Origin of the sequence: Amycolatopsis sp. lyj-112 (assembly GCF_046549055.1) — a bacterium.
Taxonomy (GTDB): Bacteria; Actinomycetota; Actinomycetes; order Mycobacteriales; family Pseudonocardiaceae; genus Amycolatopsis.
The window spans coordinates 456764-483676 of record NZ_JAJPWS010000003.1; the positions used below are offsets into that span (position 1 = coordinate 456764).

Below are 26913 nucleotides of genomic sequence, written 5' to 3' on the forward strand. Positions count from 1 at the left end.
GATCAGTTACCACCCTTCGCGGCGCTGCGGACGAACAGCAGACCGCCCTTGGGACCGGGCACGGCGCCCTTGATCAGCAGCAGGCCGTCTTCGGCACGCACCGCGTGCACGGTCAGGTTCTGCGTGGTGACCCGGTCGGAACCCATCCGGCCGGCCATGCGCACGCCCTTGAAGACGCGGCCCGGGGTGGCACAGCCACCGATCGAGCCCGGCCGACGGTGCACGGCCTGTGCACCGTGGCTCGCGCCCTGGCCCTTGAAGCCGTGACGCTTCATGACACCGGCGTAGCCCTTGCCCTTGCTGGTACCCGTCACGTCGACCTCGACGCCGGCGGCGAACACCTCAGCGGTGATCTCCTGACCGATTTCGTAGGTGTCGGCGTCGGTGGTACGCAGCTCGGCAAGGAAACGGCGCGGGGTCACGCTCGCCTTGTCGAAGTGGCCGGTGCGCGGCTTGTTCACCCGGCGCGGGTCGACCGCGCCGAAAGCCAGCTGCACGGCCTTGTAGCCGTCGCTTTCCTGAGTCCGAACCTGGGTGACCACGTTCGGGCCGGCCTGCACGACGGTCACCGGGACTACCCGGTTGTTCTCGTCGAAGACCTGGGTCATGCCGAGCTTGGTGCCCAGGATGCCCTTCATTTGCCTGTCAGACATGAGTCTCTTACTCTCCGCCGCTCGCCAGCCGCTACTGGATGTTGACGTCGACGCTCGCCGGCAGGTCGATGCGCATGAGCGCGTCGACCGTCTTCGGCGTCGGGTCGAGGATGTCGATCAGACGCTTGTGCGTGCGCATCTCGAAGTGCTCGCGCGAATCCTTGTACTTGTGCGGCGAGCGGATGACGCAGTAAACGTTCTTCTCGGTGGGCAGCGGCACCGGCCCGACAACACGGGCGCCGGTGCGCGTGACCGTCTCGACGATCTTGCGCGCCGAGGTGTCGATCGCCTCGTGGTCGTAGGCCTTGAGCCGGATGCGGATCTTCTGTCCCGCCATGGTGGCTGCTCGTTCCTTGTCGTCTCGTGCCGCTTTTGTCTTTTCAAACCTCGGTCGTGACTGAGGTTTTCCCAGTTCAACGGCCCTGTCCCCGGTCCACGCGGTCGGGCGTGTCGCGCCCGACGCACAGACGGATCCCGCAGGATCTTCGTCTTGCCTGGTCTTCCTCAACGTGAGGAGGCACCGAGCCGGCGAAATGCTGAATCGCCGTCTCAAATGCCCTTGCCCGCTAGCCTCACCCGAAGGAAGCGCTCCGCGGACCGTGGCCGCTCACACCAGGGCGGCCGGAACCTGCTCGTCTAATGACTTGCAAGGTTCGGCCGCCCCGGGACGAGCAACCTGAATAGTGTCGCACACGTGATTTGACGCCCCTTACCCGGGGGTGTATCCGGGGGTGTGGGGGCTCGCCCCCACAAGACACCGGCACTCGATAAGGCTCGCGCTCTCGGCGAGCACAGCTCACCCAATCGAGCGCCCCCGGGTAAGGGGCGTCTAAATCACTTGTTGATCTTGGTGACCTGGCCGGCGCCGACGGTACGGCCACCCTCACGGATGGCGAACCGTAGGCCCTCGTCCATGGCGATCGGCTGGATCAGCGTGACGCTGATGTCCGTGTTGTCGCCCGGCATGACCATCTCGGTGCCCTCCTGGAGGGTCACCACGCCGGTCACGTCCGTCGTGCGGAAGTAGAACTGCGGGCGGTAGTTGTTGAAGAACGGGGTGTGACGGCCACCCTCGTCCTTCGACAGGATGTAGACCGAGCCCTCGAACTCCGTGTGCGGGGTGGTGGTACCCGGCTTCACGACGACCTGGCCGCGCTCGACGTCCTCGCGCTTGATGCCACGGACCAGCAGACCGACGTTGTCGCCGGCCTCGCCCTGGTCGAGCAGCTTGCGGAACATCTCGACACCGGTGACGGTGGTCTTGGTCGACTTTTCCTTGATGCCGACGATCTCGACCTCTTCGTTCACGTTGACGCGGCCACGCTCGATACGGCCGGTCACGACCGTGCCACGGCCGGTGATCGTGAAGACGTCTTCGATCGGCATCAGGAACGGCTTGTCGAGTTCACGGACGGGGTCCGGAACGCTCTCGTCGACGGCGTCCATCAGCTCGAGGACGGACTCGCCCCACTTGGCGTCGCCTTCGAGGGCCTTCAGGCCGGAGACCTTGATGACCGGAGCGTCGTCACCCGGGAAATCCTGGGAGGACAGCAGCTCGCGGACCTCGAGCTCGACGAGCTCCAGGATCTCCTCGTCGTCCACCATGTCGGCCTTGTTCAGCGCGACCACGATGTAGGGAACGCCGACCTGCTTGGCGAGCAGCACGTGCTCACGGGTCTGCGGCATCGGGCCGTCGGTCGCCGCGACCACGAGGATCGCGCCGTCCATCTGAGCGGCACCGGTGATCATGTTCTTGATGTAGTCCGCGTGACCGGGGGCGTCCACGTGGGCGTAGTGGCGCTTCTCGGTCTGGTACTCGACGTGCGAGATGTTGATCGTGATACCGCGCTGCTTCTCTTCCGGCGCGTTGTCGATCTGGTCGAACGCGGACGCCGTGTTCAGCTCGGGGTACTTGTCGTGCAGAACCTTGGTGATCGCCGCGGTCAGAGTGGTCTTACCGTGGTCGACGTGACCGATGGTTCCGATGTTGACGTGCGGCTTATTCCGCTCGAACTTCGCCTTCGCCACTGGAATGTCCTCCTGGACTGCTTTGCTTATTCACCGGCCGACGTGGCTGTCGTCAGACGGAGATTCGTTTCTCGGTGGGTGGTGCGGACGTTCAGGAGTTTTCCTTATGCCCGCGAGCGAAAGGGAACTACTCCCCTGTCGCCTTCGCGATGATTTCCTTCGCGACGTTCGCGGGAACCTCGGCGTAGGAGTCGAACACCATCGAATAGTTGGCCCGTCCCTGGGTACGCGACCGCAGGTCACCGACGTAACCGAACATCTCCGACAGCGGCACCAGTGCCTTGACGACACGGGTACCGGTGCGCTCCTCCATGGCCTGGATCTGGCCACGGCGGGAGTTGAGGTCACCGATCACATCGCCCATGTAATCCTCGGGCGTGGTGACCTCGACGGCCATCAGCGGCTCGAGAATGACCGGGCTGGCCTTCTTCGCGGCTTCCTTCATCGCCATGGAACCGGCGACCTTGAAGGCCATTTCCGAGGAGTCGACCTCGTGGTACGCACCGTCGAGCAGGGTGAACTTCAACCCGACGAGCGGGTAGCCGGCCAGCACGCCGTACTGCATGGCGTCCTGTGCGCCCGCGTCGACCGACGGGATGTACTCCCGCGGCACGCGGCCACCGGTGACCTTGTTGGAGAACTCGTAAAGAGCACCGTCGGTGGACTCGAGCGGCTCGAGCTTGACGATGACCTTCGCGAACTGACCGGAACCACCGGTCTGCTTCTTGTGCACGAAGTCGAGCTTCTCGACCGTCTTGCGCACCGTCTCGCGGTAGGCGACCTGCGGCTTACCGATGTTCGCCTCGACCTTGTAGTCGGACTTCATGCGGTTGACCAGCACCTCGAGGTGCAGCTCGCCCATACCGGCGATGATCGTCTGGCCGGTGTCCTCGTCCAGGTTGACCTGGAACGTCGGGTCCTCTTCGGCCAGCTTCTGGATCGCCAGCGACAGCTTCTCCTGGTCGGCCTTGGTCTTCGGCTCGATCGCGACGCGGATGACCGGCGCCGGGAACGTCATCGACTCAAGGACGATCGGGTTCTGCGGGTCCGCCAAGGTGTCACCGGTGGTGGTGTCCTTGAGGCCCTGCACGGCGTAGATGTGGCCGGCCTGGCCCTCTTCGACCGGGTTCTCCTTGTTGGAGTGCATCTGGAACAGGCCGCCGATGCGCTCCTTGCGCTCCTTGGTCGCGTTGACGACCTGGGAGCCCTTGCTGATCTTGCCCGAGTAGACCCGGATGTAGGTCAGCTTGCCGAAGAACGGGTGCGCGGCGATCTTGAACGCGAGAGCCGCGAACGGCTCTTCGGTGTTCGGCTTGCGCAGCGCGGTGTCACCGTTGGGGAGGATGCCCTCCACGGCGGGGACGTCGAGCGGGGTCGGCAGGTAGTCGATGACCGCGTCGAGCATGGGCTGGACGCCCTTGTTCTTGAACGCGGAACCGGTGAGCACCGGGTAGGCCTCGCGGGCGATGGTGAGCTTGCGGATGCCGGCCTTGATCTCGGCTTCCGTCAGCTCCTCGCCACCGAGGAACTTCTCCATCAGGTCGTCGTCGGTCTCGGCGATGGCCTCGACCAGCTTCTCCCGGTACTCGGCGGCCAGCTCGGTGAGATCCGCGGGGATCTCCTCGACGCTGTAGTCCTCGCCCTTCTGGACCTCGCCACGCCAGGTCAGCGCCTTCATGCGGACCAGGTCGACGACGCCTTCGAAGGCGTTCTCGGAGCCGATCGGCAGCTGGATGACCAGCGGCTTGGCGCCGAGACGCTCCACGATGGTCTTCACCGTGTAGTAGAAGTCCGCACCGAGCTTGTCCATCTTGTTGACGAAGCAGATACGAGGAACCTCGTACTTGTCCGCCTGACGCCAGACCTGCTCGGACTGCGGCTCGACACCTTCCTTGCCGTCGAAGACGGCGACCGCACCGTCGAGCACCCGAAGCGAACGCTCCACCTCGACGGTGAAGTCGACGTGGCCCGGGGTGTCGATGATGTTGATCTGGTGGTCGGCCCAGAAGGTGGTGGTGGCAGCCGAGGTGATGGTGATACCCCGCTTCTGCTCCTCCTCCATCCAGTCCATCGTCGCGGCGCCGTCGTGCACCTCGCCGATCTTGTAGTTGACCCCGGTGTAGAACAGGATCCGCTCGGTGGTGGTGGTCTTTCCGGCGTCGATGTGGGCCATGATGCCGATATTGCGGACCTTGTGCAGGTCGGTCAGCACTTCACGTGCCACGAGAGTGTTCCCCTGTCTCAAAATTGGGGCCCGGCAAGGCGTTGATCGGCAGCCGGGCGGTCATCACCAGCGGTAGTGCGCGAAGGCCTTGTTGGACTCGGCCATCTTGTGCGTGTCTTCGCGACGCTTGACGCTCGCGCCAAGCCCGTTGCTCGCGTCGAGCAGCTCGTTCTGCAGGCGCTCGATCATGGTCTTCTCGCGGCGAGCCGCGGAGAAGGACACCAGCCAGCGCAGGGCGAGCGTGGTGGAGCGGCCCGGCTTGACCTCGATCGGCACCTGGTAGGTGGCGCCACCGACACGGCGGCTCTTCACCTCGATGCTCGGCTTCACGTTGTCCAGGGCGCGCTTCAGCGTGACGACCGGGTCGGTGCCCGACTTCTCGCGAGCGCCCTCGAGGGCCCCGTAAACGATGCGCTCGGCCAGGGAGCGCTTGCCGTCCTTCAGCACCTTGTTCACCAGCTGGGTGACCAGCGGCGAGGCGTAGACGGGGTCGGAGATCAATGGCCGCTTGGGGGCCGGACCCTTGCGGGGCATTAGCTCTTCTCCTTCTTCGCGCCGTAACGGCTGCGCGCCTGCTTACGGTTCTTCACACCCTGGGTGTCGAGCGACCCGCGGATGATCTTGTAGCGAACACCCGGAAGGTCCTTCACTCGACCACCGCGCACGAGCACCATCGAGTGCTCCTGCAGGTTGTGGCCCTCACCGGGAATGTAGGCGGTGACCTCGATGCCGCTGGTCAGCTTCACACGCGCGACCTTGCGCAGCGCCGAGTTCGGCTTCTTGGGCGTCGTGGTGTACACCCGAGTGCACACGCCACGCCGCTGCGGGCTCCCCTTGAGGGCCGCGGTCTTCTGCTTGGCAGCCTTGTCCTGGCGGCCCTTTCGGACCAGCTGCTGGATCGTGGGCAATGGACCAGCTTTCTGTTCGAGATCGTGCTTACTTCGAGTCTGTCTCCGGCCCCCGCGGTCGGGCGTGTCGGCCCGCGTCACGGTCTCTCGACCGGTAACTTCCCGAAGGGATTTTCCGTCGGACCCCGTGTGGGCGAAGCCTTCGGACCGGATGCCTGAGCACCCCGTCCGCGCCGCACGGCACACGGGACGGCCCGACGCCTGCCGGGCACGGTCTCCAAAGATACCGGTCGACTCCCGGGCAGACCAAGTCGGGGGGTCGATAACTATATCGTGCCGGGCGTGAGCCCGCGGCCACCCTGATGGAACCGCGTTTCGGCCCGTTTCTCCATCCATGCCCCCGCCGCCGCCCTCAACGGAGGCGCTGCGCGCCCGGCCTTCATTCTTCTTCGGGCTTCGCGTGGTCCCCCCGGCCCGGGTTCGGATCGCGGTTGAGATCGATCAACGGGTGCACGGGAGCGCCCTCCGGCGCCGCGTGACTCCCCCGCCTGGCCTCGGCGTGCGGTTCTTCCCGGTTTTCCTGCTGCTCGGCGTCCACGACGCCCTCCCTCGCTGTTGCGGTGCCGCCTTACTCGCCGAATGACGCTACCTATTCCCCGGACGAGTGAGCAGGACGGATCCGAGAAGCACCCCATCGCGTCAAACCGGTGAATAGGTCACGATGACACCGGTCACAGTGATGACGCACGCACGGGAGGCTCCATGTCGGCCGAGTTCGAACAGCTGGTCGCGGAATTCGAGAAGTTCCAGTCCAAGATCAAACAGGCCGAAACGCAGTTCGCGAAGGTCGGCGACATGCAGGGCGAGCTGGCGGAGCTGGAATCGGTGGCGACGTCCCCGGACCGTGCGATCACCGTCGTCGCGGGCCCCGGAGGGTCCGTCAAGGACATTCGGCTCACCCCGGAAGCCCTGCGGCAGCAACCACAACAGCTCGCCGCCGCGATTCTGTCCACAATGCACACCGCGGTGGCCGACGCGGCGCTGAAGCAGGCCGGGATCGTCGACGCGCAGTTCGGGAACGCGTTCCATCTGAACGTCGAGGAGCAGGTTCTCGAAGCTCAAGCCGAAGCGTTGGGAACCACGGCGGACGATCTGCGGTCGAACATGTCGGAGGAGCCACCGCCCGACACCGCCCGCCCCGCCGGACGCCGGCCTCGCAACGAGGACGACTTCAGCGAGGAGACGGTGCTCCGGCGGTCGGACGAACCGACTCCCGGCACGAAGCCGGGCGGCGACTCGGCCGGTGACCAGTTCCTCAAGAACCTGTTCGACGACCAGGAGGAACACTGATGGGCGGTCCCGGCGGGCACGAGGTCAAGACGCAGGCCTTGACCGACTACGCGAACAACCTCGGGTTCTACAAGGACGAGGCAGGCAAGTTCGGCGGTCTCGTCGACCAGGCCGACGTGACGGACAAATCGTGGGGCCTGATCGGGCTCGCGGTGAAACAGACCTACACCGGCAAGCTCGCCGACCTGCGTGAGCTGCTCGAACTGATGAAGACCGGGGTCGACGCCTTCTCCGGGAAGCTCAACCAGGCGGCGTCGATCTACAACGGCTTCGAAAACGACGCGACGGTCACCCTGGGTAAGTACGAAGCCAAGATCGACGGACCGCGCTGAGCAGGGGGAACGGCATGACCGACGAGAAGGCGAGCATCGCGGGCGGTGTCAAGATCACCGGCGACGACAGCTTCGGCAAGAACGCGCTCGACGCGGCGAAGAAGGTGCCCGTCGCGGGCAAGGGCGTCGCCACCATTTCCAACGCCTACGACAAGATCAGCACCGCGCAGGGCCCCGGTGACCTCGCGGCCGCCGGCGGGCAGCTCGTGGTGGACGGGGCGGGGTTCATCGCCGGCGCCGGCGCGGACCTGGCGAGCTTCGTGCTCGACCCGGTGGGCTGGCTGGTCAGCAACGGGCTGAACATCCTGATCGAACTGATCCAGCCGCTGCAGGACGCGCTCCACTTCGTCACTGGTGACGGCCCGGCGCTCAAGACCGCGGCCGGCAACTTCGGCAACATCGCCAAGGGCTTCGTCACCCTGGCCGACGACTTCGTCAAGACCGGTGACGAGTCGCTGAAGGACTGGGTGGGCGACGCGGGCGACGCCGCTCGCAACGCGCTCGGCGACTTCGCCGTCGGCATCAAGGGCATCGGCGCCAGCGCCGGGACCGTGGCCGAGACGCTGCAGATGTGGTCGATGGTGATGACCGTCATCGAGGAGGTCGTCAAGTCGATCATCTCCGAGCTGGTCACCTGGGCGATCTACATCTGGCTGCCCGCGCTGGCCGCGTCGGTGGTCAGCCTCGGCTCCTCGGTCGCCGCCGCGATGACCGCGACGATCGCCAAGGCCGCGAGCGCGATGGGCAAGATCACCAAGCACCTCGGCAAGCTCGGCAAGCTGCTCGACAAGTTCATGGGCTTCATGCTCAAGTGGACCGATGACCTGGTCAAACAGGGTTCGAAGCTGACCAAGGCCGGCAAGATCGGGATGACCCCGGGCCAGGAGAAGTCGCTCGTCGGCGCGATCGCCAAGGGCTCCGGTACCCAGCTGGGCACCTTCGGCGATGCCGCGAAGGACGTCCTCAAGAGCGTGCCGAACCAGGCGATCAAGCAGGTGGTCGGGGTCAACCCCGCCGACATCTCGAAGGGGTCGGCGTACGCGGGCAAGGCCGGTTTCGACTTCGTGAACAAGACGATCGAGAACTCCAAGACCACCATCACCGGGCAGGAGTACGGCCGGACCGGGGGCCATCACAGCGAAGAAGAGACCCGCGAGAACCTCGACATGGATCAGTGATCAGTAGGGTCGCCGGATGGACGATCAGCTGGCCGGGCCGTGGCTCATCGCCGGTGGCTACACCGTGGCCTTGGCGCTCCTGCTGCTCGGCGGGCGGTTCGACGGACGGCGGCCCACCGCGGCGGCCGTCTGTTACGCCCTCTCCGGGATCGTCCTGTCCGAGACGTCGCTGTACTGGCTTTCGGCCGGGACCGGCAGTGCGGTGCCCGGCTGGCTGTGGTTCGCGTTCCCGCCGGCGATCGCGGCCCTGGCGGCGTGGCGCGGCCATCGGCAGAAAACCTGGATCAGCCGGCTCGACGGGGCCGGAGAGCCGGGCTTCGGGGTGGTCCCCCGGCGCGGCATCGCCGTCGCCCACGCCGACGCGTCCACCGAAAGTGTGGTGACGGCGGTCGAGTTCGGCCACCACGGGCATCGGCTGCTCGGCGTCGAATACACGCTCGGCGGATCCGGGGAGCCGGGCTTCCCCGAACTGGCCAGGACAGCCGACCTGATCGATGGGACGTACGCCCTGGTTCAGCTCCGGACGCCGGTCGTACCGTCGGTGGTCATCACCCCGAACACGGGTGCTTTCGAGCCGGAGCGGTTCACCCCGTGGGAGGACGCCCGCATCACGCGGAACACCGTCGGGGCACCGAAACCGGACGCCCTGCTTCAGCGGCTCGAGACCGGCACCGAGTTCGACCGCCGGTTCACCGTGGCGACGTCGGATCCCGAGTTCGCCCGTACCTTGCTCTCCCCTGGCGTCCGCGAACTACTGACCGGCGACCCCTGGTTCCGGGTTCGCGAAGTGGCGTTCCACGGCGGCTCGCTGTGGGCCTCGGAAGCGGGGACGCTGACCGAGGAAATGATGTTCGCCGACTCCCGTCGCCTGGCCGTCTTGGCATCCACAGTGGACTGGGCCGACGCGGACTTCCGTTCGCTCGCAACAGAAGCCGACACCACCGACACCGGATGGCTCGGCAAACGCCTCGGCGGTCTTTCGTTCGTCCGCGGGCCGCTCAACCGGCGCCGGGAAGGCACCGGCCGTCAGCCGCTGTCCTCGCTGTCCCTGGTGGCACGTTCGGTGATCGCGCTCGCGCTGGTGCTGCCAGGACTGGCGCTCGCGGTGAACTCGCTGACGGCCTTGACCGGGCTGGCGCCTGAAGCGAGGCTCACCGTGACCACGACCCAGCGGGCGGAGGCGAGCACGTCGAACTGCACCAGTTGCGGCAACGGCAACCTGGTGGACGGCGCCTACGAACTCGACGGCGTGACGCACCCGGTCACCGATCTGCGGTGGATGTCGTTCGGCACCTTCCCCGAGCGGGGCGACGTCGTCGATGTGGCCGTGGGACCGCTGTGGTGGCACCCGATCATCGAAGGCGACGACACCGCGTTCTTCCTGCTCCTGCTCGGCCTGGCCCCGGTCCTCGCCGGCACCCTTCTCGCCAAGACGACCTACCTGCCGCGCCCCCGCCGGGCCAAATCGCGATTAGGGGGCTAAACGCAAGTCGGCGGGCACCTGGACCAGGGACTTCGAGAACCAGTGCTCGGCGTAGGGCTCGGCGTTGAACGGCTCGACCTCGTCGTACCCGAGGCGGGTGTAGAGGGCCCGGGCCTCGACGAGGTCGTGGCGGGTGTCGAGGCGGATGACCGTGGCGCCGAGGTCCCGGGCGGCGTCCTCGGCGGCGGTCACCAGCAGCGCGGCCCCGCCCTTCCCGCGCTCGGCGTGCCGGAGGAAGACGCGGGTGAGCTCGGAGATGCCGGGCGCGACGATCCGCACCCCGCCGCAGCCCGCGAGTACCCCGCTCCGCCGAGCGAGCAGGAACGCCCCGGTCGGCGGGACCAGGTCCCGGCTGTGCATCTCCTCGAGCGCGTCTTCGAGCTCCTTGTCGGTGGCCTGGCGCCCGTAGTACCGCGAAGCGACGTCGTCCATGTACTCGCGCAGCATCAGGTCGGCGTCCGGGTGGTCGGCGGGGGTGAGTTCGAAGCTCCAGGTCATGGGCCCATCCTCCCGGCCCTGGCCAGCGAGTTTCGCCACCGGATCGCGATTTGGGGGCTAAACGCAGGTCGGCCGGGTCAGGAGGGGGAAAGGCGGCCGGCGCAGGTGGCGACGTCGCCGGGGGCGGACTTCTCCGACGTGACGACGGCGCCGCCCACGGCGACCCGGCACTCGACGGCTCCCTCGCCCTGCCCCATCAGCTGGACGGTCGGCGGGGTGCCGGTGTTCTTCCAGGTGAACTCCTTGCGCCACGGCAGCGCCACCTGCAGTTCCTGGTGCACGAGCCCCAGCCCGTTCGAGTCGTAGACCACGGTCGCGGTCCCCGTCCCGGCGAGTTCGTAGGTGATCTTCCAGTCGCTCGATACCGGCTGCGGCTGCTCCTGGCTCAACGTCCGGGTGATCGTGCGGTCCGGCCCCGGCGACGGCGCGGCGGTCGGCTCACCGACGACCGCGACGGTCTCGGGTTGCGGTTCCTCCCCGCCGCTGAGCAGCACCACACAGGTCGCGAGCGCGGCCACCACGATCCCCGCGATGGCGATGCGCCCGATCAGTTGTCTGTCGGCCATCGGATCTCCTCACCGAAAGCGAAGGCGGCGCGGCGCCGGGACCAAGCCGGAGCCGCGCCGCCGCGAGAGTCAGGACGGCAGGAGCCGGCCGGGAACGCCGTTGAGGGACTGGATCAGGCCCAGCACCGGGACGCCGAGCGGCGCGAACGTCCAAATGTTGTTGAGGTCGCTCGTGTCGGGCTCGTCGACGACCACGACATCGTTCGAGGCTTCCTGCGCGAGCGGGGTGGCGGCGAGCGCGGGAGCGGCCGAGCCGAGGACGACGAGCCCGGCGAGCGCCGCGCCGGTGATCGCGCGGACGAGGGTCTTCTTCATGAGATTCTCCTTTACTGGTAACGGTTATTACGAAATCGGCGTGATGATCCCGGAGATCGGGGCGAGCAGGCCGGTCGGCGCCTGGACGGCCGGGCCGAGCAGGCCGCCGAGGTCCACGCCCGGGATGAGCCAGAGCGCGGGGCTTCCGCCACCGGTCGGCAGACTCGGCAACGGGTCGGCCGAGGCGACCCCGCCGGCCAGTCCGGACAGGGCGCCCGCCACGGCGAGGGGCAGCAGCACACGGGCCGCGATTCGCTTCATTACTTCTCTCTTTCTCTTACCGCTGCTGGAATCGAGCGGAATCCTTCACCGCAGCACCGAGCTGACCGGCACGATCGTGCCGTCGGGGATCCATTGCCCCGCGTAGTTCCGGTCGCCGATCATCCCGACGGCGTGCGGTTCGCCCGGGTACATCGGCATGGCGTTGACCTGTGCCGCCGCGAAGATCTGGACGTCGCCGAGCACCGACTTCCCTGGGGCGCCGAGCCAGTTGCGGAAGCCGCCGAGGGTCGGGCTCTCGCCGCCGAAGGCGTTGCCGGCGGCGACGGCGAAGCTCACCGCGACCTGCTCGCGCGGGTCGAACCTCAGCGGCAGCGACGAACTCGCGACGGAGTTGACGATCGGGCCGTTGAGCAGCCAGGGCGCCAGGTACAGGCCGTACTGATGGATCGGCTTGAGCCGCTGTGACTCGGCCGCGCGGGTCATCGCCGTGTAGCCGCCCGCCCAGCCGGACACCACGACCAGCGCGGTGTTCGGGCCGGCCTCGGCCTGCACCGGGAGCCCGGATCGCGCGGCGGTGTCCCGGACCAGCTTCGCGGCCGCCACACCGCGCGGCGAACTGTCGTCGACCAGCGTGAGCGCGGAAGGCTTACGTCCGGCCAAAAATTCGACGAGTTTGACGAGCGAACCGCTGTCCTCGCCCGAAAGCGCGTCGGCCGGGCACGAGGTGAGGGTTTCGCGGCGGTCGGCGATCAGGCCGCCGAGCGCGGCCGAGGCGCACTCGGGCGCGTCCGAGTCCTCGACGGCGGGCCCTTGCTCCTGGCCGGCGTCGACCTCGATCGTCGCTTTTTCCCCGCCACGGCCGATGATCAGGTCACTGCGTCCCCGCGGCAGATCGACCTCGGCCCAGGAACCTTCGGCGCCGGGACGCGCGATGGCCTTGCCGATCAGGCCGCCCTCGACGCCGGCCGACAGGTCGTCACCCGCGCTCGCGGGGAAGTGCACGAGGTTCCGGCCGGGTCGCTGCGGGCTCACCAGCACCGGGAACCGCTGCTCACCCACGGCGGCGTCGGCGAGCAACGGGACACCGGGAACCGGCAGGTCGGACGGCTTCGGAATGGCCGCGAGGGCGCTCCAGGCGACGAAACCGATCGTGACGGCGGCGGCGCCGAACCGGTAGGCGCGAGTGGAATCCGTGCCTGAAAAGGAGAATCCGGCGATAACGGTGGCCGCGACCGGAAGGACGGCGATGACCAGCAACGTGATGCCGAAGAAGGTTTCGTAGATCCTGCGGTCGAAACCCAGACCGGAGGAGAACAGCTGAACAGCGCCCGCGACGACGAGAAGTCCGCCCAGCGTCAGGGAAAGCGGGCTGAGCCGGAAGTTCGTCTGGCGCCACTGCTCGGCGGGAACCCACGCCGAAAGCACCGTCACGCCGAACCACAACGCCGCGGCCGCGACGTAAACGGTGTCGATGGCGAACTCAACGCCGGACCGCCCGAGCGAGGTTTCGAGCACCACCAGAGCGGCGAGCGCGAGACCGGCCCAGCGCCCCGCCGATGGCCGGCGGATCAGCACGGGAATGGCCAAGGCCAACAGGATGTGCACGATCAACGCGACGACGTTGACGTCGACGGTGACGGCCGAAATCGCGGCGAGCGCGGCGGAAACCACGCCGAGCGCGCCGATGGTGACGTACAGGCGCTTGGGCAGTTCACCCACCAGAGGGCGCAGGATCCCGCTGCCGGCAAGGAAAGCCGTCGCCAGCAGCAGGCCGAGCCGAAGCAGGACCAAGGCGATGTCGACTCCGGCCGAACCCGAGCTCGCCGGTATGACGTGGTGATCCATGGGGACCTTCCGGGGCAGTCGGGGCGGAGCCGTGGGTGGCGGGCGAACCCGCCACCCACGGCCTTCCGCGCCGAGCAGGGTTATTTGAGATCCGCGTCCGCTACGACGAACAGTTCGGAGTGCGGTTTGGCGTTGCCGAAGGACCCGTGCGGCCAGGTCTTCCGGTTGAAGTTGATCCCGACCTGTCCGGTGAACTCGTCCCGGAAGTTCTGGTCGACGCCGAGCTTTCCGTCCTCGCCGAGGTTCAGCAGGTTGACCTTGTGGTCACCGTCCAAACCGGACCGTGCGACGAAGTAGTTCGACACCGCGAGGTGCTGCGGCTTGTCGGTTTCGTGGTAGTACCCGTCGTCACCGAGCACGAAGTTGTCGTACGCGCCCCAGTGCGGGCCACCACCCGGCGTGCCGGGGTTGATCGGCGCCGCGCCGACGACGGTCGGCAGGTCGCCGCCACCGCCCTGCTGGGACTTCTCCTTCGTGTCGATCCGGCCGTTGATGTTCTCGACCTTGTCGCCCGCTGCCAGCAGCTTCTGGATGTCGAGGACGTACACGCCGCCGGTGGTGCCGGGGTCGTCCGGGCCGAGCGCGCCCTTCTGACGTCCGGTGATCGCGCGGTAGAGGTACTTGTCGTCGGGACTGGTCTGGATCCAGCCACCGTTCGACCCGCCGCCGTTGGAGTCGTTGTTCGGGTAGATCGCCTTGTTCGCGGCGCCGTCGTCGAACACCTGGATCCAGTGCGGCTCCTTGGCGGTGATGTCCGGTGTGTAGAACACCGCGCCGCCCTGCATGGTCTGGGCGAAGGCGCCCTTGTGACCGGGCAGGTTGGTCACCGTGGTCTCCATGACCGCGCGGCTTTCGGCGTGCAGCGGGTCCGCCGGGTCGGCGCGGGGGCCGTCCGGCAGGTACGAAACCGCCTTGAGCTTCGGCTTGTTGCGGTCGGAGATGTCCCAGGTCCGGACCGTCGGTCGCCGCAGGTACGGCGACGGCTGCTTCACCGGGTCGAGAATGATGTTGCGCGGCTCGGCGTAGTCACTGGTGACCAGGGTGTTGAGGTCCTCGCGGGCCTGGATGCCGTGCGGGTTGGCGCAGGTCGGCTTGTCCAGTTGCGGGAGGTTGTCGCACAGCTTCTTGTTGTCGCCCTGCGGGGTGGCCGCCGGGGATTCGGAAAGCACCTGCGCGTTCTGGTCGAAGCGGACGACCTCACCGGGACTGCCGGCGAAACCGTTGCCCACCACGGTGGAACCGTTGGCGTAGGTGTGCGGGCCGGGGACGACCGGACCACCCATGTACGTGCCGTACGCGGTTCCGTCCTTGAGCACCCAGTACGCGTCCGGCACGGAGCCGCCGAGCGTCTGGGTCGGAAGGCTGACGCCCTTGAGCTTCAGTTGCGGCAGCGCGGAGACGTCGAAGGCGTACGTCGCGGCGGCGAACAGCGCGCCCGCGTAGATCGTGTCGCCCTTGTGCCACACGTACTGCATGTGGTGCGGCTCGTTTTCGACGAGCGGGCCGACGGTGGCGGTGTTGACCACCTTGCCGTAGGTCGGCGAGCCCTGCGTCGCGTCGATCACGGCGAGGAAGTCCGGACCGGGCAACGCGTTCTTGATCTTGTTCAGGCCGCCGCCGAGCGAGCCCGGCAGGTTCTTGACGTCCTTGACCAAGGTGTCGGCGATGTTCTCGTCACCGGCCCAGACCAGCAGCCACTTCTTGCGGTTGCCGTCGGCGCCTCGCGTCGACGCGGCGACGTCCTTGGACACCAAGTGGTTCTGGACCCAGTAGTCCTTGCCGTCTGCCGCCTTCTTGGCGTCTTTGACGACCTGGACATCGGCATAAGCACTCGTGGCGGAACCGGTATAGGTCACCGTGCCCACGGCGAGCGCCGCCGCCATGGCGCCTATCACCACTTTTCGCCACTCTTTTCGCCAGCTAGGCGAGTTGGATAGCATTCTTACTCCCTGTTTTCGCTACCGAAGCGCCAGACAATTGGCACACCTCTCCCCTGTTTCCGCGCAGGCCGGACCGCCACGGATCAAAGGAAAGCAATCAACCGCCGATTCACCCTGGGGAACCGTTGCGGCACAGAGGAAAGCGTCAGCGCACGAAGAACGGGCGCAGCCGTTCAGGATGCGCTTATGCGTTTACGTGCGGCGAGCCGGAAAGAGTCAGGAATCCATACACAGCGCGCTTGCTTGCTGTCGCAAGTCAACGTGCCGGCGCCACACCAAGGCGACTGGGGATTGCATGAGCGAAATACTCGTGTGAAGGCGTCAAGGTGTCAATCTCGTGATCAAAGAATGGGACACGACTCGGTCGAGTGAATTTCCCACCATGCGGATGGCCCATTAGGCCGAATGGGTGGCGATTTTCCGAGCAGTGGGAATTAGGCCACCTGGCGGCATCACTACAGGTCACAGCGACCCAGTAACCTGGGTCCGGCGTACGCCACGGCGTTACGAGTTCGTTATCGACTCTCGGGAACTTGCCCTGACCACCGCACGATCGGCGGGTCCATGCGGCCTCCGGACACGGTAAGACAGGCGCATGCCGAAGACGTTCAGAAGGGCACTGGCCGTTGCCGCCCTCGCCGTACTCACCGCGATTCCCGTGCCCGCACAAGCTTCCGAGAAGAAAGCGCCGCCGGAGTTCGTCGCGCTCTCCGATGTCGCACCGACGATCCTGCACGAGATCCGGTACCGCGGGCAGCACAACTTCGTCGGCCGCAAGATCGACGGCTACCTCGAACCGCTGTGCATCCTGACCCGCCAGACCGCGGAAGGGCTGCGGACGGCCCAGCGGCAACTGCTGAAGCAGGGCTACACCCTCAAGGTGTACGACTGCTACCGCCCGCAGCGCGCCGTCGACCACTTCGTCCGGTGGGCCAAAGACCTCGACGACGAGAAGATGAAGGCGGAGTTCTACCCGAACGTCGCGAAGGACCGCCTGTTCGAAGACGGCTACATCGCGGAGAAGTCCGGGCACAGCCGCGGGAGCACGGTGGACCTGACGATCGTGAAGCTGCCGCCGCACCCGCAGCGGCCCTACCGCCCGGGTGAGCGGCTGGTCCCTTGCTTCGCGCCGGACCGGTTCCCGGACAACATGGCCGACATGGGGACCGGCTACGACTGCTTCGACACGCTCTCGCACACCGAGGACCTGCGGATCACCGGAGAGGCCCGGGCGAACCGGCAACTGCTCAAGGGCACGCTCGCGACGGCCGGGTTCCGGAACCTCGCCGAGGAGTGGTGGCACTACACGTTCAACGCGGAGCCCTACCCCGCCACGTTCTTCGACTTCCCCGTCACCCGGCGCTCCCTGACCTGCCCCTGACCTGCACTTCCCCTCCCGCCGACTTGCGTTTAGCCCCCAAATCGCGATCCGGCGGGAGAGCGGCCCGCGTGCGGACAGATCGCAATTTGGGGGCTAAACGCAAGTCGTGGCGGCAGGGTCAGTCGGGCTGGCGGCGACGGCGGGAGGCGAGGATCAGCGCCACGCCGAGGGCCAAGGCGACCAAGGTGAAAGCACCCAGGCCGAGGACGTCGGCACCGGTGCTGGCCAGAGCGGCGTTGCCGCTCTGGCCACTGCCGGAGCCCGGGGCTCCGGACGTCGGGGCAGGAGGCGTGGGGGTCACGCCACAGTTCGGGACCTGGGTCGGCACGGCAGGCGGCGGCGCCTCGCCGGGCTCGGCCTGGATCCACCGCCGGTCGGGCTTTCCCGCCGAGGCCCTGACGATGATCGACTCCGGGTTGTCACCCGTGGTCCGCCAGCCCGGAGGCGGCAGAAGGTACAGCCAGTGCTTCGGCCCCGGCACGACGTCGTGGAACTCGAAGTCCCCGTTCGCGTCGGTCGTCTGCTCGCCCACGACCGGGCAGGCCCCATCGGAGACGAGCACGACCCTCACTCCGGCGAGTCCCTGGTACGGCTTGTCCTCGCCGGGAACGTGGTACAGGTGGCCGGCGACGGTGGCCTTGGCTCCCGACACCGGCGCCTTGTCGCTGGCCTGCGCGTGGTTTTCGATGTCGACACCGCGATAACCGAAGTCGCAGTCCACCTTCAGGATGCCGCGGTCGAAGGCCGCGTCCGGTACTGGAGAGGACACGGCGAACGTACGCGTCTGGCCAGGAGCGATCGTCACGCCGTTCGCGTGATAGCCGATGGGTCCCCAGCCGGCGCCGCCTCCCAACGAAAAGGGATCGCCGATCCGGTTGCATTCGGCCACGACGCCGATGAGCGGGATCGGGCCGGAATTGGACAACGTCACGGTGAGGCGTGCCAGTTCGCCCTTCGTGTAGTCGTGTCTGTTGAAGGCCACGGATGCCTTGAGCGCGCCGTTCAACGGCGGAGCCCCGCGAAGGAGCAGATCCTTCTTGTCCGGCCTGATCTGGACGACCTCCCACGGGAACAGCCAGCCCTTGATCATCTCGCCGCCGAGGTGGTACTTGGCGGCCGGGACGTCCCCGAAGTCCACCCGTCCGTCGGCATCGCTCGTGGCCGTGTACTTGGCGGGGCCGTTGGCGTACTGCAAGGTGATGGCGGTGTCGGCCAGCCGCTCCCCTTCGTCGGGCGCGCCGTTGCCGTTCTTGTCACCGAAGAGAAGTCCCGCCGCATGGCCGGCGACCCTGGTGACACGGACGCTCGTGTCGAAGTAACCGACGCTGGGTCCGGCGCCGCGTCCCGAGTCCAGGCTGAGGAAGCCGCGCAAGATCGCGGTGTCGTTCTCGATGTCCGTGAGCTGCCCGGTGACCTTGACTTCGTAAGCCGCCCCTGGCTCGAGCGTCACACCCGGACTGTGCCCGAACGGCCCCCAGCCGTCCGCCTCGCTCGTCCCCATGATTTTCAGGCTGCCCGGCTCATGGGGGAAGTAGTTGATCTTGAGCCCGGCCAAACGACCGGCGCTGATGTTCTTGACCCTGAACACGAACCGGACGTCCTCGTCGGTCCGATAGGACGGCTTGTCGAAGACGAACGTCGTCTCGACCTTCTTCTGCACCGCAGGGGCGGCGGGAGGGTCCTGTTCCGCGGGCTTCGAAGTCTGCGGGGGTGTCGAACTGGGCTCCGGAGCAGTGGGCCCGCTCGGCGGTTCGGGCGATGCCTGCGCGCTGGAGGTCGGCGCCGGAGGTTCCGGATCAGCCAGGGCGGGCGCGGCGAACACGCCGGTCAGCGCCGAGACGATCGCCAGCGTCGCGAGATGGATCGCCGCGATACGCGCGACCGATGTCTTGTTCACGCCGAGCCACCCCTGATCACCCGTGGAAACGCGCCAAGCCCCCGGCCGCGCGGAACGGGATCACTCTAACGTGAACCAATGCGGCGACCTGCGCCGAAACCGGCAACCGCCCCCGGCCCACGCGCCGACTTGCGTTTAGCCCCCAAATCGCGATCCGGCGAGAGAGCGGCCCGCGTGCGGACAGATCGCGATTTGGGGGCTAAACGCAAGTCGTGGCGGCAGGGTCAGTCGGGCTGGCGGCGACGGCGGGAGGCGAGGATCAGGGCCGCGCCGAGGGCCAAGGCGACCAAGGTGAAAGCACCGAGGCCGAGGACGTCGGCGCCGGTGCTGGCCAGGGCGGCGTTGCCGCTTTGGCCACTGGCAGAGCCGGGCTGCTGTCCGCCGGGTACAGGAGCGGGAGGGGTGGAGGTCACGCCACAGTTCGGAACCTGGGTCGGCACGGTGGGCAGCGGCGCATCACCGGGCTCGACCCCGATCCACCGCCGGTCAGGCTGCTCCACCGGGCCCGTGACAATGGTCGATTGCGGGTTTTCGGCTGTGGTCCGCCAGCCTTGAGGCGGCAAGAGGTACAGCCAGTAGTCCGGTCCCGGCGCCACGTTGTGGAACTCGAAGTTCCCGTCCGCGTCGGTCGTCTGCTCACCCACGACCGGGCAGGCCCGTTCGGACACGAGCACGACCTTCACCCCGGCGAGCCCCTTCAGCGGCTTGCCCTCCCCGGGTTCGTGGAACACGAAGCCGCGAACGGTGGCCTTTCCACCCGAAACCGGCGCCTTGTCACCGGCCTGCGCGTGGTTTCCGATGTCGACACCGCGATAGCCGAAGTCGCAGTCCACCTTCAGGATGCCGCGGTCGAAGGCCGCGTCCGGCACCGGATCGGACACCTGGAACGTGCGCGTCTGGCCGGGAGCGATCGTCACCCCGTTCGCGAAATAGCTGAGTGGTCCCCACCCAGCGCCGCCCCCCACGGAGAAATCATCACCGATGCGGTTGCACTCGGCCACGATGCCGGTGAGCGGGATCGGGCCGGTGTTGGACAGCGTCACGGTGATGCGGGCGAGCTCGCCCTTCGTGTAGTCGTGTCTGTTGAAGGCCACGGATGCCTTGAGCGCGCCGTTCAACGGCGGAGCCCCGCGGATGAGCAGATCCTTCTTGTCCGGCCTGATCTGGATGGTCTCCCAGGGGAACAACCAGCCCTTGATGACCTCACCTTCGAAGACGTACTTGGCGGCCGGGATGTTCCCGAAGTCGATGCGGCCTCTCGCGTCGCTCTTGGCCGTGTACACCTTGGTTCCGTTGGCGTACCGCAGGTTGAGGGTGGTGTCGGCCAACTGTTCACCGCTGTCGAGCAGGCCGTTGCCGTTCTTGTCGCCGAACACGACTCCTGCCGAGTGACCGGCGATCTTCTCGACAGGGACGGAGGAGTCGAAATAGCCGATGCCGAGTCCGTAGCCCTGCCCCGTGTCGGCGCTGACGAAGCCTCGGACGGTCGCGATGGCCTTCTCGACGTCCTTGATCTGCCCGGTGACCTTCACCTCGAAGGTCGCCCCCGGCTCTAGCGTCACGCCCGGACGGCTTCCGAGCTGTCCCCAACCCGGCCACTGCGGAGCCGGGCCGGGCGGGACGCTCACATCGGTCGGTCCCATGAAGTCGTGGACGACCCGAAGACCCACCAGGGGTGCGGAGACGATGTTCTTGACCTTGAAGGTGAACCGGACGTCCTCGTCGGTCCGATACCGCGGCTTGTCGAAGACGACCTTCGCCTCCACCAAGGTTTGGGCCGCGGGGGCGACAGGCGGATTCGGTGCCTCAGGCTTCGAGGGCTCAGGGGCGGTCGAACTGGGAGCGCTCGGCTCAGGTGCCGCGGACGTGGTCGGCGTCGCCGAGGTCGGCGCCGGAGGCTCCGGATCCGCCATGGCAGGCGAGGCGAGCGCCGCCGTGGCCGCCAGCGCCGCGAGATAGATCGACACAGTACGCGCGATGGATCTCGCGCCAAGCCGTTTGGTCACGCCGAGTCACCCCTGATTACCCGTGGAAACGCGCAAATCCCCGACCGCGCGGAACGGACTCACTTTAACGTGACTTTCGGAAGTTAAGACCCCTTACGAGCGAATGAAGCAAAGCCGCGACCTGCCCGGATCGCGATTTGGGGGCTAAACGCAAGTCGTGGCGGCGGGGTCAGTCGGGCTGGCGGCGACGGCGGGAGGCGAGGAGTAGGCCGGCACCGAGGGCGAGGGTGACCAGAGTGAAGGCACCGAGGCCGAGGACGTCGGCGCCGGTGCTGGCCAGGGCGGCGTTGCCGCTTTGGCCGCTGCCGGAGCCGGGCTGTCCGCCGGGTGCGGGAGCGGGAGGGGTGGGGGTCACGCCACAGTTCGGGACCTGGGTCGGCACGGTGGGCAACGGCGCATCACCGGGCTCGACCTCGATTCCCACTTTGGCTCCGACTTTGCCCTGGGCGATGAAGAGGATCGAGGTCGGGTTGTCGTACTTGATCCGCCAGCCCTGGGGCGGCAGGAAGTACAGGCGATAGTCGGGCCCCGGGGCCACGTTCGGAATCTCGAAGTGGCCCTTCGCGTCGGTCACCTGCTCGCCCGCGACCGGACATTTCTCGTCGGAGACGAGCACGACCTTCACCCCGGCGAGGCCCTGCCGCGGCTTGCCCTGGCCGGGGTCGTGGACGACATCGCCGACGACACTGGCCCTGGCACCCGGCACCGCGGCCTTGGCGTTGGCCGTCGGACGGTTGTCGAAGCCGACCTCGCTGTAACCGAAGTCGCAACCTGCCCCGATGTACCCATGCGCGAAAGCGTCGTCCGGCACAGGTTCGGACACGTTGAACGTGCGCGTCTGGCCGGCGGCGATCGTCACTCCGCCCGCCTTACGGCTGAGCGGCCCCCAGCCCGGACCACCCTTCAGGCCGAAGGACACGTCGACGCGGTTACACCTCGCTTCGATTTCGGTCAGCGGGATCGGCCCGGAATTGGTCAGCGTCACGACGAGGCGCGCGAGCTCGCCTTTTTTGTAGCTGTCCCTGGTGAAGGCGATCGATGCCGTAAGCGCACCATTCAACGGCGGAACCGACCGGAAGAGCAGTTCCTTCCCGTCCGGTCGGATCTGGACGGTCTTCCAGGGAACCAGCCAGCCCTTGATCTCGTCACCGCCACCGTAGGTGTACTCGGCGGCCGGAATGCTTCCGAAATCGATCCGTCCGTCGGCAGCGCTCGTCGCCGTGTATTCGGCCGGACCGTTGATGTACCTCAAGGTGTGGGTGACGCCGGCCAGCTGTTCACCTTGGTCGACCACGCCATTGCCGTTCTTGTCGCCGAACGCGACGCCTGTCACGCGGCTGGCGACCGCGATGACGCGGATGCTGGAGCTGAACTCGCCGACGCTGAGCCCGACACCGTTGCCCATGTCGACGCTGACGAAGCCATGGAGGGACGCGGTGTCCTTTTGGATGTCCTTGACCTGCGCGGTGACTTTCACTTCCGTGCTCGCCCCAGGCTCGAGCGTCACCCCGGGATCGCGTCCGAGCGGCCCCCATCCGTAGCCGTCCTCCTGGCCCTTCGAGACGATGGACAGGGCGGCCGGCTCCTGCAAGGAGTAGTTGGCCCGGAGTCCGGGCAAGCGCTCGGAGCTGATGTTCTTGACCTTGAAGGTGAACTGGACCTTCTCATCGGTCCGAATGGACGGCTTGTCGAAGACGATCGTCGTCTCGACCCTCCGCCCCATGACGGCGACGGGTTCCGCTGGCTTCGAAGTCTCCGGCGCGGTCGAGCTGGGCGCGCTCGGCTTCGGCACCGCGGAACTGCTCGGTACTTCGGACGTCGCCGGCGCATTGGAAGTCGGTGCCGGAGGCTCCGGATCCGCCGCGGCGGACACACCGGTCAGCGCCGCGGTCATCACGATCGTCGCCAAAGAGATCGACGCGGTACGCGCGACAGATCTCGCGCCCAGCTTTCTTTTCACGCAGAGCCACCCCAGATCACCCCATGGAAACGCGCAAAGCCCCCGAGCCGCGCGGAACGGGATCACTCTAACGTGACTTTCGGCGGTTAAGACCCCTTACGAGTCAATGAAGCAAAGCCGCGACCGCCCGGAAACGGGAAAGGCCCCCGCCGGATCGGCGAGGGCCCTTCTCGTGGATTTCGCTTCGGTCAGCGGAAGTCGCGGCCGAAGTCGTAGTCGTCCAGCGGCACCGCGGCGCCCGGCGTGGAGCCGAAGACGTCCGGGGTGTAGTAGCCGTCGTCGTAGGACGGGATCGCGTAAGCGGCGACCCGCGCCTCTTCGGTCGGCTGCACCTGGATGTTGCGGTACTTGTTGATCCCGGTACCGGCCGGGATCAGCTTACCGATGATCACGTTCTCCTTGAGGCCCACGAGCCTGTCCGAACGGCCGTTGATGGCCGCGTCGGTCAGGACACGCGTGGTCTCCTGGAACGAAGCCGCCGACAGCCACGAGTCCGTGGTCAGCGAGGCCTTCGTGATCCCCATCAGCACCGGGCGACCCGAAGCGGGCTCGCCACCCTCGGCGACCGACGCGCGGTTCTTCGCCTCGAACTTGGTCCGCTCGGGCAGCTCGCCCGGCAGGAAGTCCGTGGCACCGGAGTCGATGATCGTCACGCGGCGCAGCATCTGCCGCACGATGACCTCGATGTGCTTGTCGTGGATCGACACACCCTGCGCCCGGTACACCTTCTGGACCTCGTCCACGAGGTGCATCTGCGCCTCGCGCGGCCCCATGACCCGCAGAACCTCGTGCGGGTCGGGAGTACCTTCGAGCAGCTGCTGGCCGACCGACACGTGGTCGCCGTCGCCCAGCGGGCCGTTCGGGGTGTTCGCGAGCCGCTGACGCTTGGACAGCTTGTCGAAGACGATCTCTTCGCTGCCGTCGTCCGGGATCAGCGTGATCTTCCAGAACCGCTCGCTCTCCTCGATGCGCACCCGGCCATCGACGTCGGCGATCGGCGCCTTGCCCTTCGGGACCCGGGCCTCGAACAGCTCCTGGACACGGGGCAGACCGGTCGTGATGTCGTCACCGGCGACACCACCCTGGTGGAACGTACGCATCGTCAGCTGCGTACCCGGCTCACCGATCGACTGGGCCGCGACGATACCGACGGCCTCGCCGACGTCGACGAGCTGACCGGTCGCCATGGACCGGCCGTAGCAGGTGGCGCAGATACCGACGGCCGACTCACAGGTGAGGACCGAACGGACCTTGACCTTGACGATCCCGCTCGAGACGAGCTTGTCCAGGGCCGGGTCGCCGATGTCGTCACCGGCGTTGAGCACGACGTTGCCCTTGGCGTCGACCGCGTCGGTCGCCAGGTTCCGCGCGTACACGCTGGTCTCGACGTGCTGGTCGCGCAGGACCTTGCCGTCGCCGACGTCCTGCCCGATCGGCATGTTGATACCGCGGGTGGTGCCACAGTTGGTCTCGCGGACGATGACGTCCTGCGAAACGTCCACCAGACGACGGGTCAGGTAACCCGAGTCGGCGGTACGGAGCGCCGTGTCCGCCAGACCCTTACGGGCACCGTGCGTCGCGATGAAGTACTCCGCCACCGACAGGCCTTCACGGAAGTTGGCCTTGATCGGACGCGGGATGTACTCACCCTTCGGGTTCGACACCAGCCCACGCATACCGGCCAGCGACCGGACCTGCGTCATGTTGCCCGCCGCGCCCGACTTCACGATCATCGCGATCGGGTTGTCGTCCGGCAGCGCCGTCTCCATGATCTTGTGGACCTCTTCGGTGGCCTGCGTCCACACCTTGACGAGCTCGTTGTTGCGCTCGGTGTGCGACAGCTGACCACGCTGGTACCGCTTCTCGACCTGGTCGGCCTTGCCTTCGTACTCGTCCAGAATGGCCTTCTTGCCTGTCGGGACCAGCACGTCGGAGATCGCGACCGTGACACCCGAGCGGGTCGCCCAGTAGAAACCGGCGTCCTTCAGGCGGTCCAGGGTCTGCGCGACCTGCGTCATCGAGTACCGCTCGGCGAGGTCGTTCACGATCAGGGCCTGACGCTTCTTCGGCATCGGCTCGTTGATGAACGGGTAGTCCGCCGGCAGCAGCTCGTTGAACAGCACGCGGCCCAGGGTGGTCTCGGCCAGCCAAGCCTTGCCCGGCTCCCAGCCCTTTTCCGCGAGCCTCGCTTCGTCGGCCTTGGCGGGCTGACGATCGGTGATGCGGATCTTGACCGGAGCGTGCAGGCTCAGCGCCTTGAGGTCGTACGCCATGATCGCTTCGGCCGGCGAGGAGTAGGCGTTGCCCGCCCCCGGGTCCTTCTCGGCGAGACGGGTCAGGTGGAACAGACCGGTCACCATGTCCAGACGCGGCATGGCGAGCGGGCGGCCCGACGCCGGCGAAAGGATGTTGTTCGCCGACAGCATCAGGATGCGGGCCTCGGCCTGCGCCTCCGCGGACAGCGGGAGGTGCACGGCCATCTGGTCACCGTCGAAGTCCGCGTTGAACGCCTCGCAGACCAGCGGGTGCAGCTGGATGGCCTTGCCTTCGACCAGCTGCGGCTCGAAGGCCTGGATACCGAGGCGGTGCAGGGTCGGCGCACGGTTCAGCATCACCGGGTGACCGGTGATGACCTCTTCGAGCACGTCCCACACCTGCGGGCGTGAACGCTCCACCATCCGCTTGGCGGACTTGATGTTCTGCGCGTGGTTCAGGTCGACCAGCCGCTTCATGACGAACGGCTTGAACAGCTCGAGCGCCATGTCCTTCGGCAGACCGCACTGGTGCAGCTTCAGCTGCGGGCCGACGATGATGACCGAACGGCCGGAGTAGTCGACACGCTTGCCGAGCAGGTTCTGACGGAACCGGCCCTGCTTGCCCTTGAGCAGGTCGGACAGCGACTTCAGCGGGCGGTTACCGGGACCGGTGACCGGGCGGCCGCGGCGGCCGTTGTCGAACAGCGCGTCGACGGCCTCCTGCAGCATCCGCTTCTCGTTGTTGACGATGATCTCGGGCGCGCCGAGGTCGATGAGCCGCTTCAACCGGTTGTTGCGGTTGATGACCCGGCGGTAGAGGTCGTTCAGGTCGGAGGTGGCGAACCGGCCACCGTCGAGCTGGACCATCGGGCGCAGGTCCGGCGGGATCACCGGGACGGCGTCGAGCACCATGCCGCGCGGGTCGTTTCCGGTCATCTGGAAGGCCGCGACGACCTTGAGCCGCTTCAGCGCGCGGAGCTTCTTCTGCCCCTTGCCGTTGCGGATGGTGTCGCGCAGGTGGTCGGCCTCGGCCGAGACATCGAACTCGGCGGCCAGCTTCTGGATGGCCTCCGCGCCCATGCCGCCGGTGAAGTACTCGCCGTAGCGGTCGATGAGCTCGCGGTAGAGCAGCTCGTCGGCGATCAGCTGACGGACGTCGAGCTTGGTGAAGGTCGTCCAGACCTCCTCGAGACGGTCCAGCTCGCGACCGGCGCGGTCACGCAGCTGACGCATCTCGCGCTCGCCGCCTTCCTTGACCTTGCGGCGGACGTCGGACTTGGCGCCCTCCGCCTCCAGCTCGGCCAGGTCGGCTTCCAGCTTCTGCGCCCGGGTCTCGATGTCCGAGTCACGCTTGGTCTCGAGGTTCTTGCGCTCGACACCGATCTCGTTCTCGAGGGTCGGGAGGTCGGTGTGCCGCAGCTCGGTGTTCACACCGGTGATCACGTAGGCCGCGAAGTAGATGATCTTCTCGAGGTCCTTCGGCGCCAGGTCGAGCAGATAACCCAGGCGGGAGGGAACACCCTTGAAGTACCAGATGTGGGTGACGGGCGCGGCCAGCTCGATGTGGCCCATCCGCTCACGGCGCACCTTGGCGCGGGTGACCTCGACGCCACAGCGCTCGCAGATGATGCCCTTGAAGCGGACGCGCTTGTACTTACCGCAGTAGCACTCCCAGTCCCGGGTCGGGCCGAAGATCTTCTCGCAGAAGAGGCCGTCCTTCTCGGGCTTGAGCGTGCGGTAGTTGATGGTCTCCGGCTTCTTCACTTCACCGAAGGACCACTGACGGATGTCGTCAGCGGTGGCAAGGCCGATCCGGAGCTCATCGAAGAAATTGACGTCCAGCACGTCTTTGCATCCCCTTGGGGTTGATTCGACTAGAGGGGTTGGCGGTCGAGGCGGGACCCACGGGAGGCAGGCCCCGCCTCAGCCGGC

General features: G+C 67.1%; 23 protein-coding genes. 6 read left to right on the forward strand and 17 right to left on the reverse strand.

Going from position 1 to position 26913, the window contains the following annotated elements; all coding sequences use genetic code 11:
- Positions 1-2: 2 nt before the first annotated feature.
- The 7 genes from rplC to ACLJRL_RS14270 all read right to left on the reverse strand — a co-directional run bounded on the left by rplC (position 3) and on the right by ACLJRL_RS14270 (position 6351).
- Positions 3-653 (reverse strand): 50S ribosomal protein L3, encoded by a 651-nt coding sequence (gene rplC / locus ACLJRL_RS14240; protein ID WP_410656596.1) that lies wholly within the window; start codon positions 651-653, stop codon positions 3-5.
- A gap of 31 nt (positions 654-684) precedes the next feature.
- Positions 685-990 (reverse strand): 30S ribosomal protein S10, encoded by a 306-nt coding sequence (gene rpsJ, locus ACLJRL_RS14245; RefSeq protein ID WP_003102098.1) that lies wholly within the window; start codon positions 988-990, stop codon positions 685-687.
- 497 nt (positions 991-1487) lie between these two features.
- A complete protein-coding gene (gene tuf, locus ACLJRL_RS14250; protein WP_410656597.1) occupies positions 1488-2681 on the reverse strand; it encodes an elongation factor Tu in 1194 nt (397 codons plus the stop codon).
- 127 nt (positions 2682-2808) lie between these two features.
- Positions 2809-4905 carry an elongation factor G gene (gene fusA, locus ACLJRL_RS14255; RefSeq protein WP_410656598.1) on the reverse strand — a complete coding sequence of 699 codons (2097 nt, stop codon included), beginning with the start codon at positions 4903-4905 and terminating at the stop codon, positions 2809-2811.
- A 63-nt stretch (positions 4906-4968) separates the two neighbouring features.
- Complete coding sequence (rpsG, locus tag ACLJRL_RS14260) at positions 4969-5439, reverse strand: 30S ribosomal protein S7 (RefSeq protein ID WP_410656599.1); 471 nt, start codon at positions 5437-5439, stop codon at positions 4969-4971.
- On the reverse strand, positions 5439-5813 hold the full coding sequence (gene rpsL / locus ACLJRL_RS14265; RefSeq protein ID WP_003102113.1) for a 30S ribosomal protein S12: 375 nt from the start codon (positions 5811-5813) through the stop codon (positions 5439-5441). The genes rpsG and rpsL overlap by 1 nt, the downstream gene beginning before the upstream one ends.
- A gap of 379 nt (positions 5814-6192) precedes the next feature.
- Positions 6193-6351: a hypothetical protein gene (locus tag ACLJRL_RS14270; protein ID WP_410656600.1), complete on the reverse strand. Its 159-nt coding sequence runs from the start codon at positions 6349-6351 to the stop codon at positions 6193-6195.
- A gap of 164 nt (positions 6352-6515) precedes the next feature.
- Here ACLJRL_RS14270 and ACLJRL_RS14275 point away from each other — a divergent pair, with 164 nt between their 5' ends.
- The 4 genes from ACLJRL_RS14275 to ACLJRL_RS14290 are packed head-to-tail and all read left to right on the forward strand — an operon-like array spanning position 6516 to position 10096.
- On the forward strand, positions 6516-7103 hold the full coding sequence (locus ACLJRL_RS14275; protein ID WP_410656601.1) for a YbaB/EbfC family nucleoid-associated protein: 588 nt from the start codon (positions 6516-6518) through the stop codon (positions 7101-7103).
- A complete protein-coding gene (locus ACLJRL_RS14280) occupies positions 7103-7435 on the forward strand; it encodes a hypothetical protein (RefSeq protein ID WP_410656602.1) in 333 nt (110 codons plus the stop codon). The genes ACLJRL_RS14275 and ACLJRL_RS14280 overlap by 1 nt, the downstream gene beginning before the upstream one ends.
- 14 nt (positions 7436-7449) lie before the next feature.
- Complete coding sequence (locus ACLJRL_RS14285) at positions 7450-8613, forward strand: hypothetical protein (RefSeq protein WP_410656603.1); 1164 nt, start codon at positions 7450-7452, stop codon at positions 8611-8613.
- Between the two features lie 16 nt (positions 8614-8629).
- Positions 8630-10096: a hypothetical protein gene (locus ACLJRL_RS14290; RefSeq protein ID WP_410656604.1), complete on the forward strand. Its 1467-nt coding sequence runs from the start codon at positions 8630-8632 to the stop codon at positions 10094-10096.
- Here ACLJRL_RS14290 and ACLJRL_RS14295 read toward each other — a convergent pair.
- From ACLJRL_RS14295 to ACLJRL_RS14320, 6 genes are all read right to left on the reverse strand, one after another.
- Positions 10085-10594: a GNAT family N-acetyltransferase gene (locus ACLJRL_RS14295; RefSeq protein WP_410656605.1), complete on the reverse strand. Its 510-nt coding sequence runs from the start codon at positions 10592-10594 to the stop codon at positions 10085-10087. The two genes, ACLJRL_RS14290 and ACLJRL_RS14295, sit on opposite strands and share 12 nt — an antisense overlap.
- A 77-nt stretch (positions 10595-10671) precedes the next feature.
- The gene (locus tag ACLJRL_RS14300) at positions 10672-11160 is read right to left on the reverse strand and encodes a hypothetical protein (RefSeq protein WP_410656606.1); all 489 of its coding nucleotides are present in this window, start codon (positions 11158-11160) and stop codon (positions 10672-10674) included.
- Positions 11161-11229: 69 nt separating this feature from the next.
- Complete coding sequence (locus ACLJRL_RS14305) at positions 11230-11475, reverse strand: hypothetical protein (protein ID WP_410656607.1); 246 nt, start codon at positions 11473-11475, stop codon at positions 11230-11232.
- Positions 11476-11502: 27 nt separating this feature from the next.
- Positions 11503-11736 (reverse strand): hypothetical protein, encoded by a 234-nt coding sequence (locus ACLJRL_RS14310; RefSeq protein ID WP_410656608.1) that lies wholly within the window; start codon positions 11734-11736, stop codon positions 11503-11505.
- Between the two features lie 45 nt (positions 11737-11781).
- Positions 11782-13542: a hypothetical protein gene (locus tag ACLJRL_RS14315; protein WP_410656609.1), complete on the reverse strand. Its 1761-nt coding sequence runs from the start codon at positions 13540-13542 to the stop codon at positions 11782-11784.
- An 80-nt stretch (positions 13543-13622) separates the two neighbouring features.
- Positions 13623-15425, reverse strand: coding sequence for a hypothetical protein (locus tag ACLJRL_RS14320; protein ID WP_410656926.1), 1803 nt, complete (start codon positions 15423-15425; stop codon positions 13623-13625).
- 652 nt (positions 15426-16077) lie between these two features.
- Between ACLJRL_RS14320 and ACLJRL_RS14325 the strand changes: the two genes are divergently transcribed.
- Positions 16078-16863 (forward strand): M15 family metallopeptidase, encoded by a 786-nt coding sequence (locus ACLJRL_RS14325; protein ID WP_410656610.1) that lies wholly within the window; start codon positions 16078-16080, stop codon positions 16861-16863.
- 118 nt (positions 16864-16981) lie between these two features.
- Here ACLJRL_RS14325 and ACLJRL_RS14330 read toward each other — a convergent pair whose 3' ends face one another.
- The 3 genes from ACLJRL_RS14330 to ACLJRL_RS14340 form a co-directional block, all read right to left on the reverse strand.
- Positions 16982-18760, reverse strand: a complete 1779-nt coding sequence (locus ACLJRL_RS14330; protein ID WP_410656611.1) for a hypothetical protein — start codon at positions 18758-18760, stop codon at positions 16982-16984.
- Between the two features lie 224 nt (positions 18761-18984).
- The gene (locus tag ACLJRL_RS14335) at positions 18985-20766 is read right to left on the reverse strand and encodes a hypothetical protein (RefSeq protein ID WP_410656612.1); all 1782 of its coding nucleotides are present in this window, start codon (positions 20764-20766) and stop codon (positions 18985-18987) included.
- 169 nt (positions 20767-20935) lie between these two features.
- Positions 20936-22489 carry a hypothetical protein gene (locus ACLJRL_RS14340; RefSeq protein WP_410656613.1) on the reverse strand — a complete coding sequence of 518 codons (1554 nt, stop codon included), beginning with the start codon at positions 22487-22489 and terminating at the stop codon, positions 20936-20938.
- On the opposite strand from ACLJRL_RS14340, the gene ACLJRL_RS14345 reads away from it, so the two are divergent.
- On the forward strand, positions 22488-22802 hold the full coding sequence (locus tag ACLJRL_RS14345) for a hypothetical protein (protein ID WP_410656614.1): 315 nt from the start codon (positions 22488-22490) through the stop codon (positions 22800-22802). The genes ACLJRL_RS14340 and ACLJRL_RS14345 overlap by 2 nt on opposite strands.
- A gap of 112 nt (positions 22803-22914) precedes the next feature.
- Here the strand turns inward: ACLJRL_RS14345 and ACLJRL_RS14350 are convergent, their stop codons facing one another.
- The gene (locus ACLJRL_RS14350) at positions 22915-26826 is read right to left on the reverse strand and encodes a DNA-directed RNA polymerase subunit beta' (protein WP_410656615.1); all 3912 of its coding nucleotides are present in this window, start codon (positions 26824-26826) and stop codon (positions 22915-22917) included.
- Positions 26827-26913: the final 87 nt, after the last annotated feature.

Coding starts and splice junctions, on each gene's coding strand:
- ACLJRL_RS14295 (WP_410656605.1), bottom strand. CDS start 10,594: ATGACCTGGAGCTTCGAACTCACCCCCGCCGACCACCCGGACGCCGAC.
- ACLJRL_RS14300 (WP_410656606.1), bottom strand. CDS start 11,160: ATGGCCGACAGACAACTGATCGGGCGCATCGCCATCGCGGGGATCGTG.
- ACLJRL_RS14290 (WP_410656604.1), top strand. CDS start 8,630: ATGGACGATCAGCTGGCCGGGCCGTGGCTCATCGCCGGTGGCTACACC.
- ACLJRL_RS14340 (WP_410656613.1), bottom strand. CDS start 22,489: ATGGGGCGGAGGGTCGAGACGACGATCGTCTTCGACAAGCCGTCCATT.
- ACLJRL_RS14305 (WP_410656607.1), bottom strand. CDS start 11,475: ATGAAGAAGACCCTCGTCCGCGCGATCACCGGCGCGGCGCTCGCCGGG.
- ACLJRL_RS14320 (WP_410656926.1), bottom strand. CDS start 15,425: ATGGCGGCGGCGCTCGCCGTGGGCACGGTGACCTATACCGGTTCCGCC.
- ACLJRL_RS14310 (WP_410656608.1), bottom strand. CDS start 11,736: ATGAAGCGAATCGCGGCCCGTGTGCTGCTGCCCCTCGCCGTGGCGGGC.
- ACLJRL_RS14315 (WP_410656609.1), bottom strand. CDS start 13,542: ATGGATCACCACGTCATACCGGCGAGCTCGGGTTCGGCCGGAGTCGAC.
- ACLJRL_RS14345 (WP_410656614.1), top strand. CDS start 22,488: ATGACGGCGACGGGTTCCGCTGGCTTCGAAGTCTCCGGCGCGGTCGAG.
- ACLJRL_RS14280 (WP_410656602.1), top strand. CDS start 7,103: ATGGGCGGTCCCGGCGGGCACGAGGTCAAGACGCAGGCCTTGACCGAC.
- ACLJRL_RS14325 (WP_410656610.1), top strand. CDS start 16,078: ATGCCGAAGACGTTCAGAAGGGCACTGGCCGTTGCCGCCCTCGCCGTA.
- rpsG (WP_410656599.1), bottom strand. CDS start 5,439: ATGCCCCGCAAGGGTCCGGCCCCCAAGCGGCCATTGATCTCCGACCCC.
- ACLJRL_RS14275 (WP_410656601.1), top strand. CDS start 6,516: ATGTCGGCCGAGTTCGAACAGCTGGTCGCGGAATTCGAGAAGTTCCAG.
- ACLJRL_RS14285 (WP_410656603.1), top strand. CDS start 7,450: ATGACCGACGAGAAGGCGAGCATCGCGGGCGGTGTCAAGATCACCGGC.
- rpsJ (WP_003102098.1), bottom strand. CDS start 990: ATGGCGGGACAGAAGATCCGCATCCGGCTCAAGGCCTACGACCACGAG.
- rplC (WP_410656596.1), bottom strand. CDS start 653: ATGTCTGACAGGCAAATGAAGGGCATCCTGGGCACCAAGCTCGGCATG.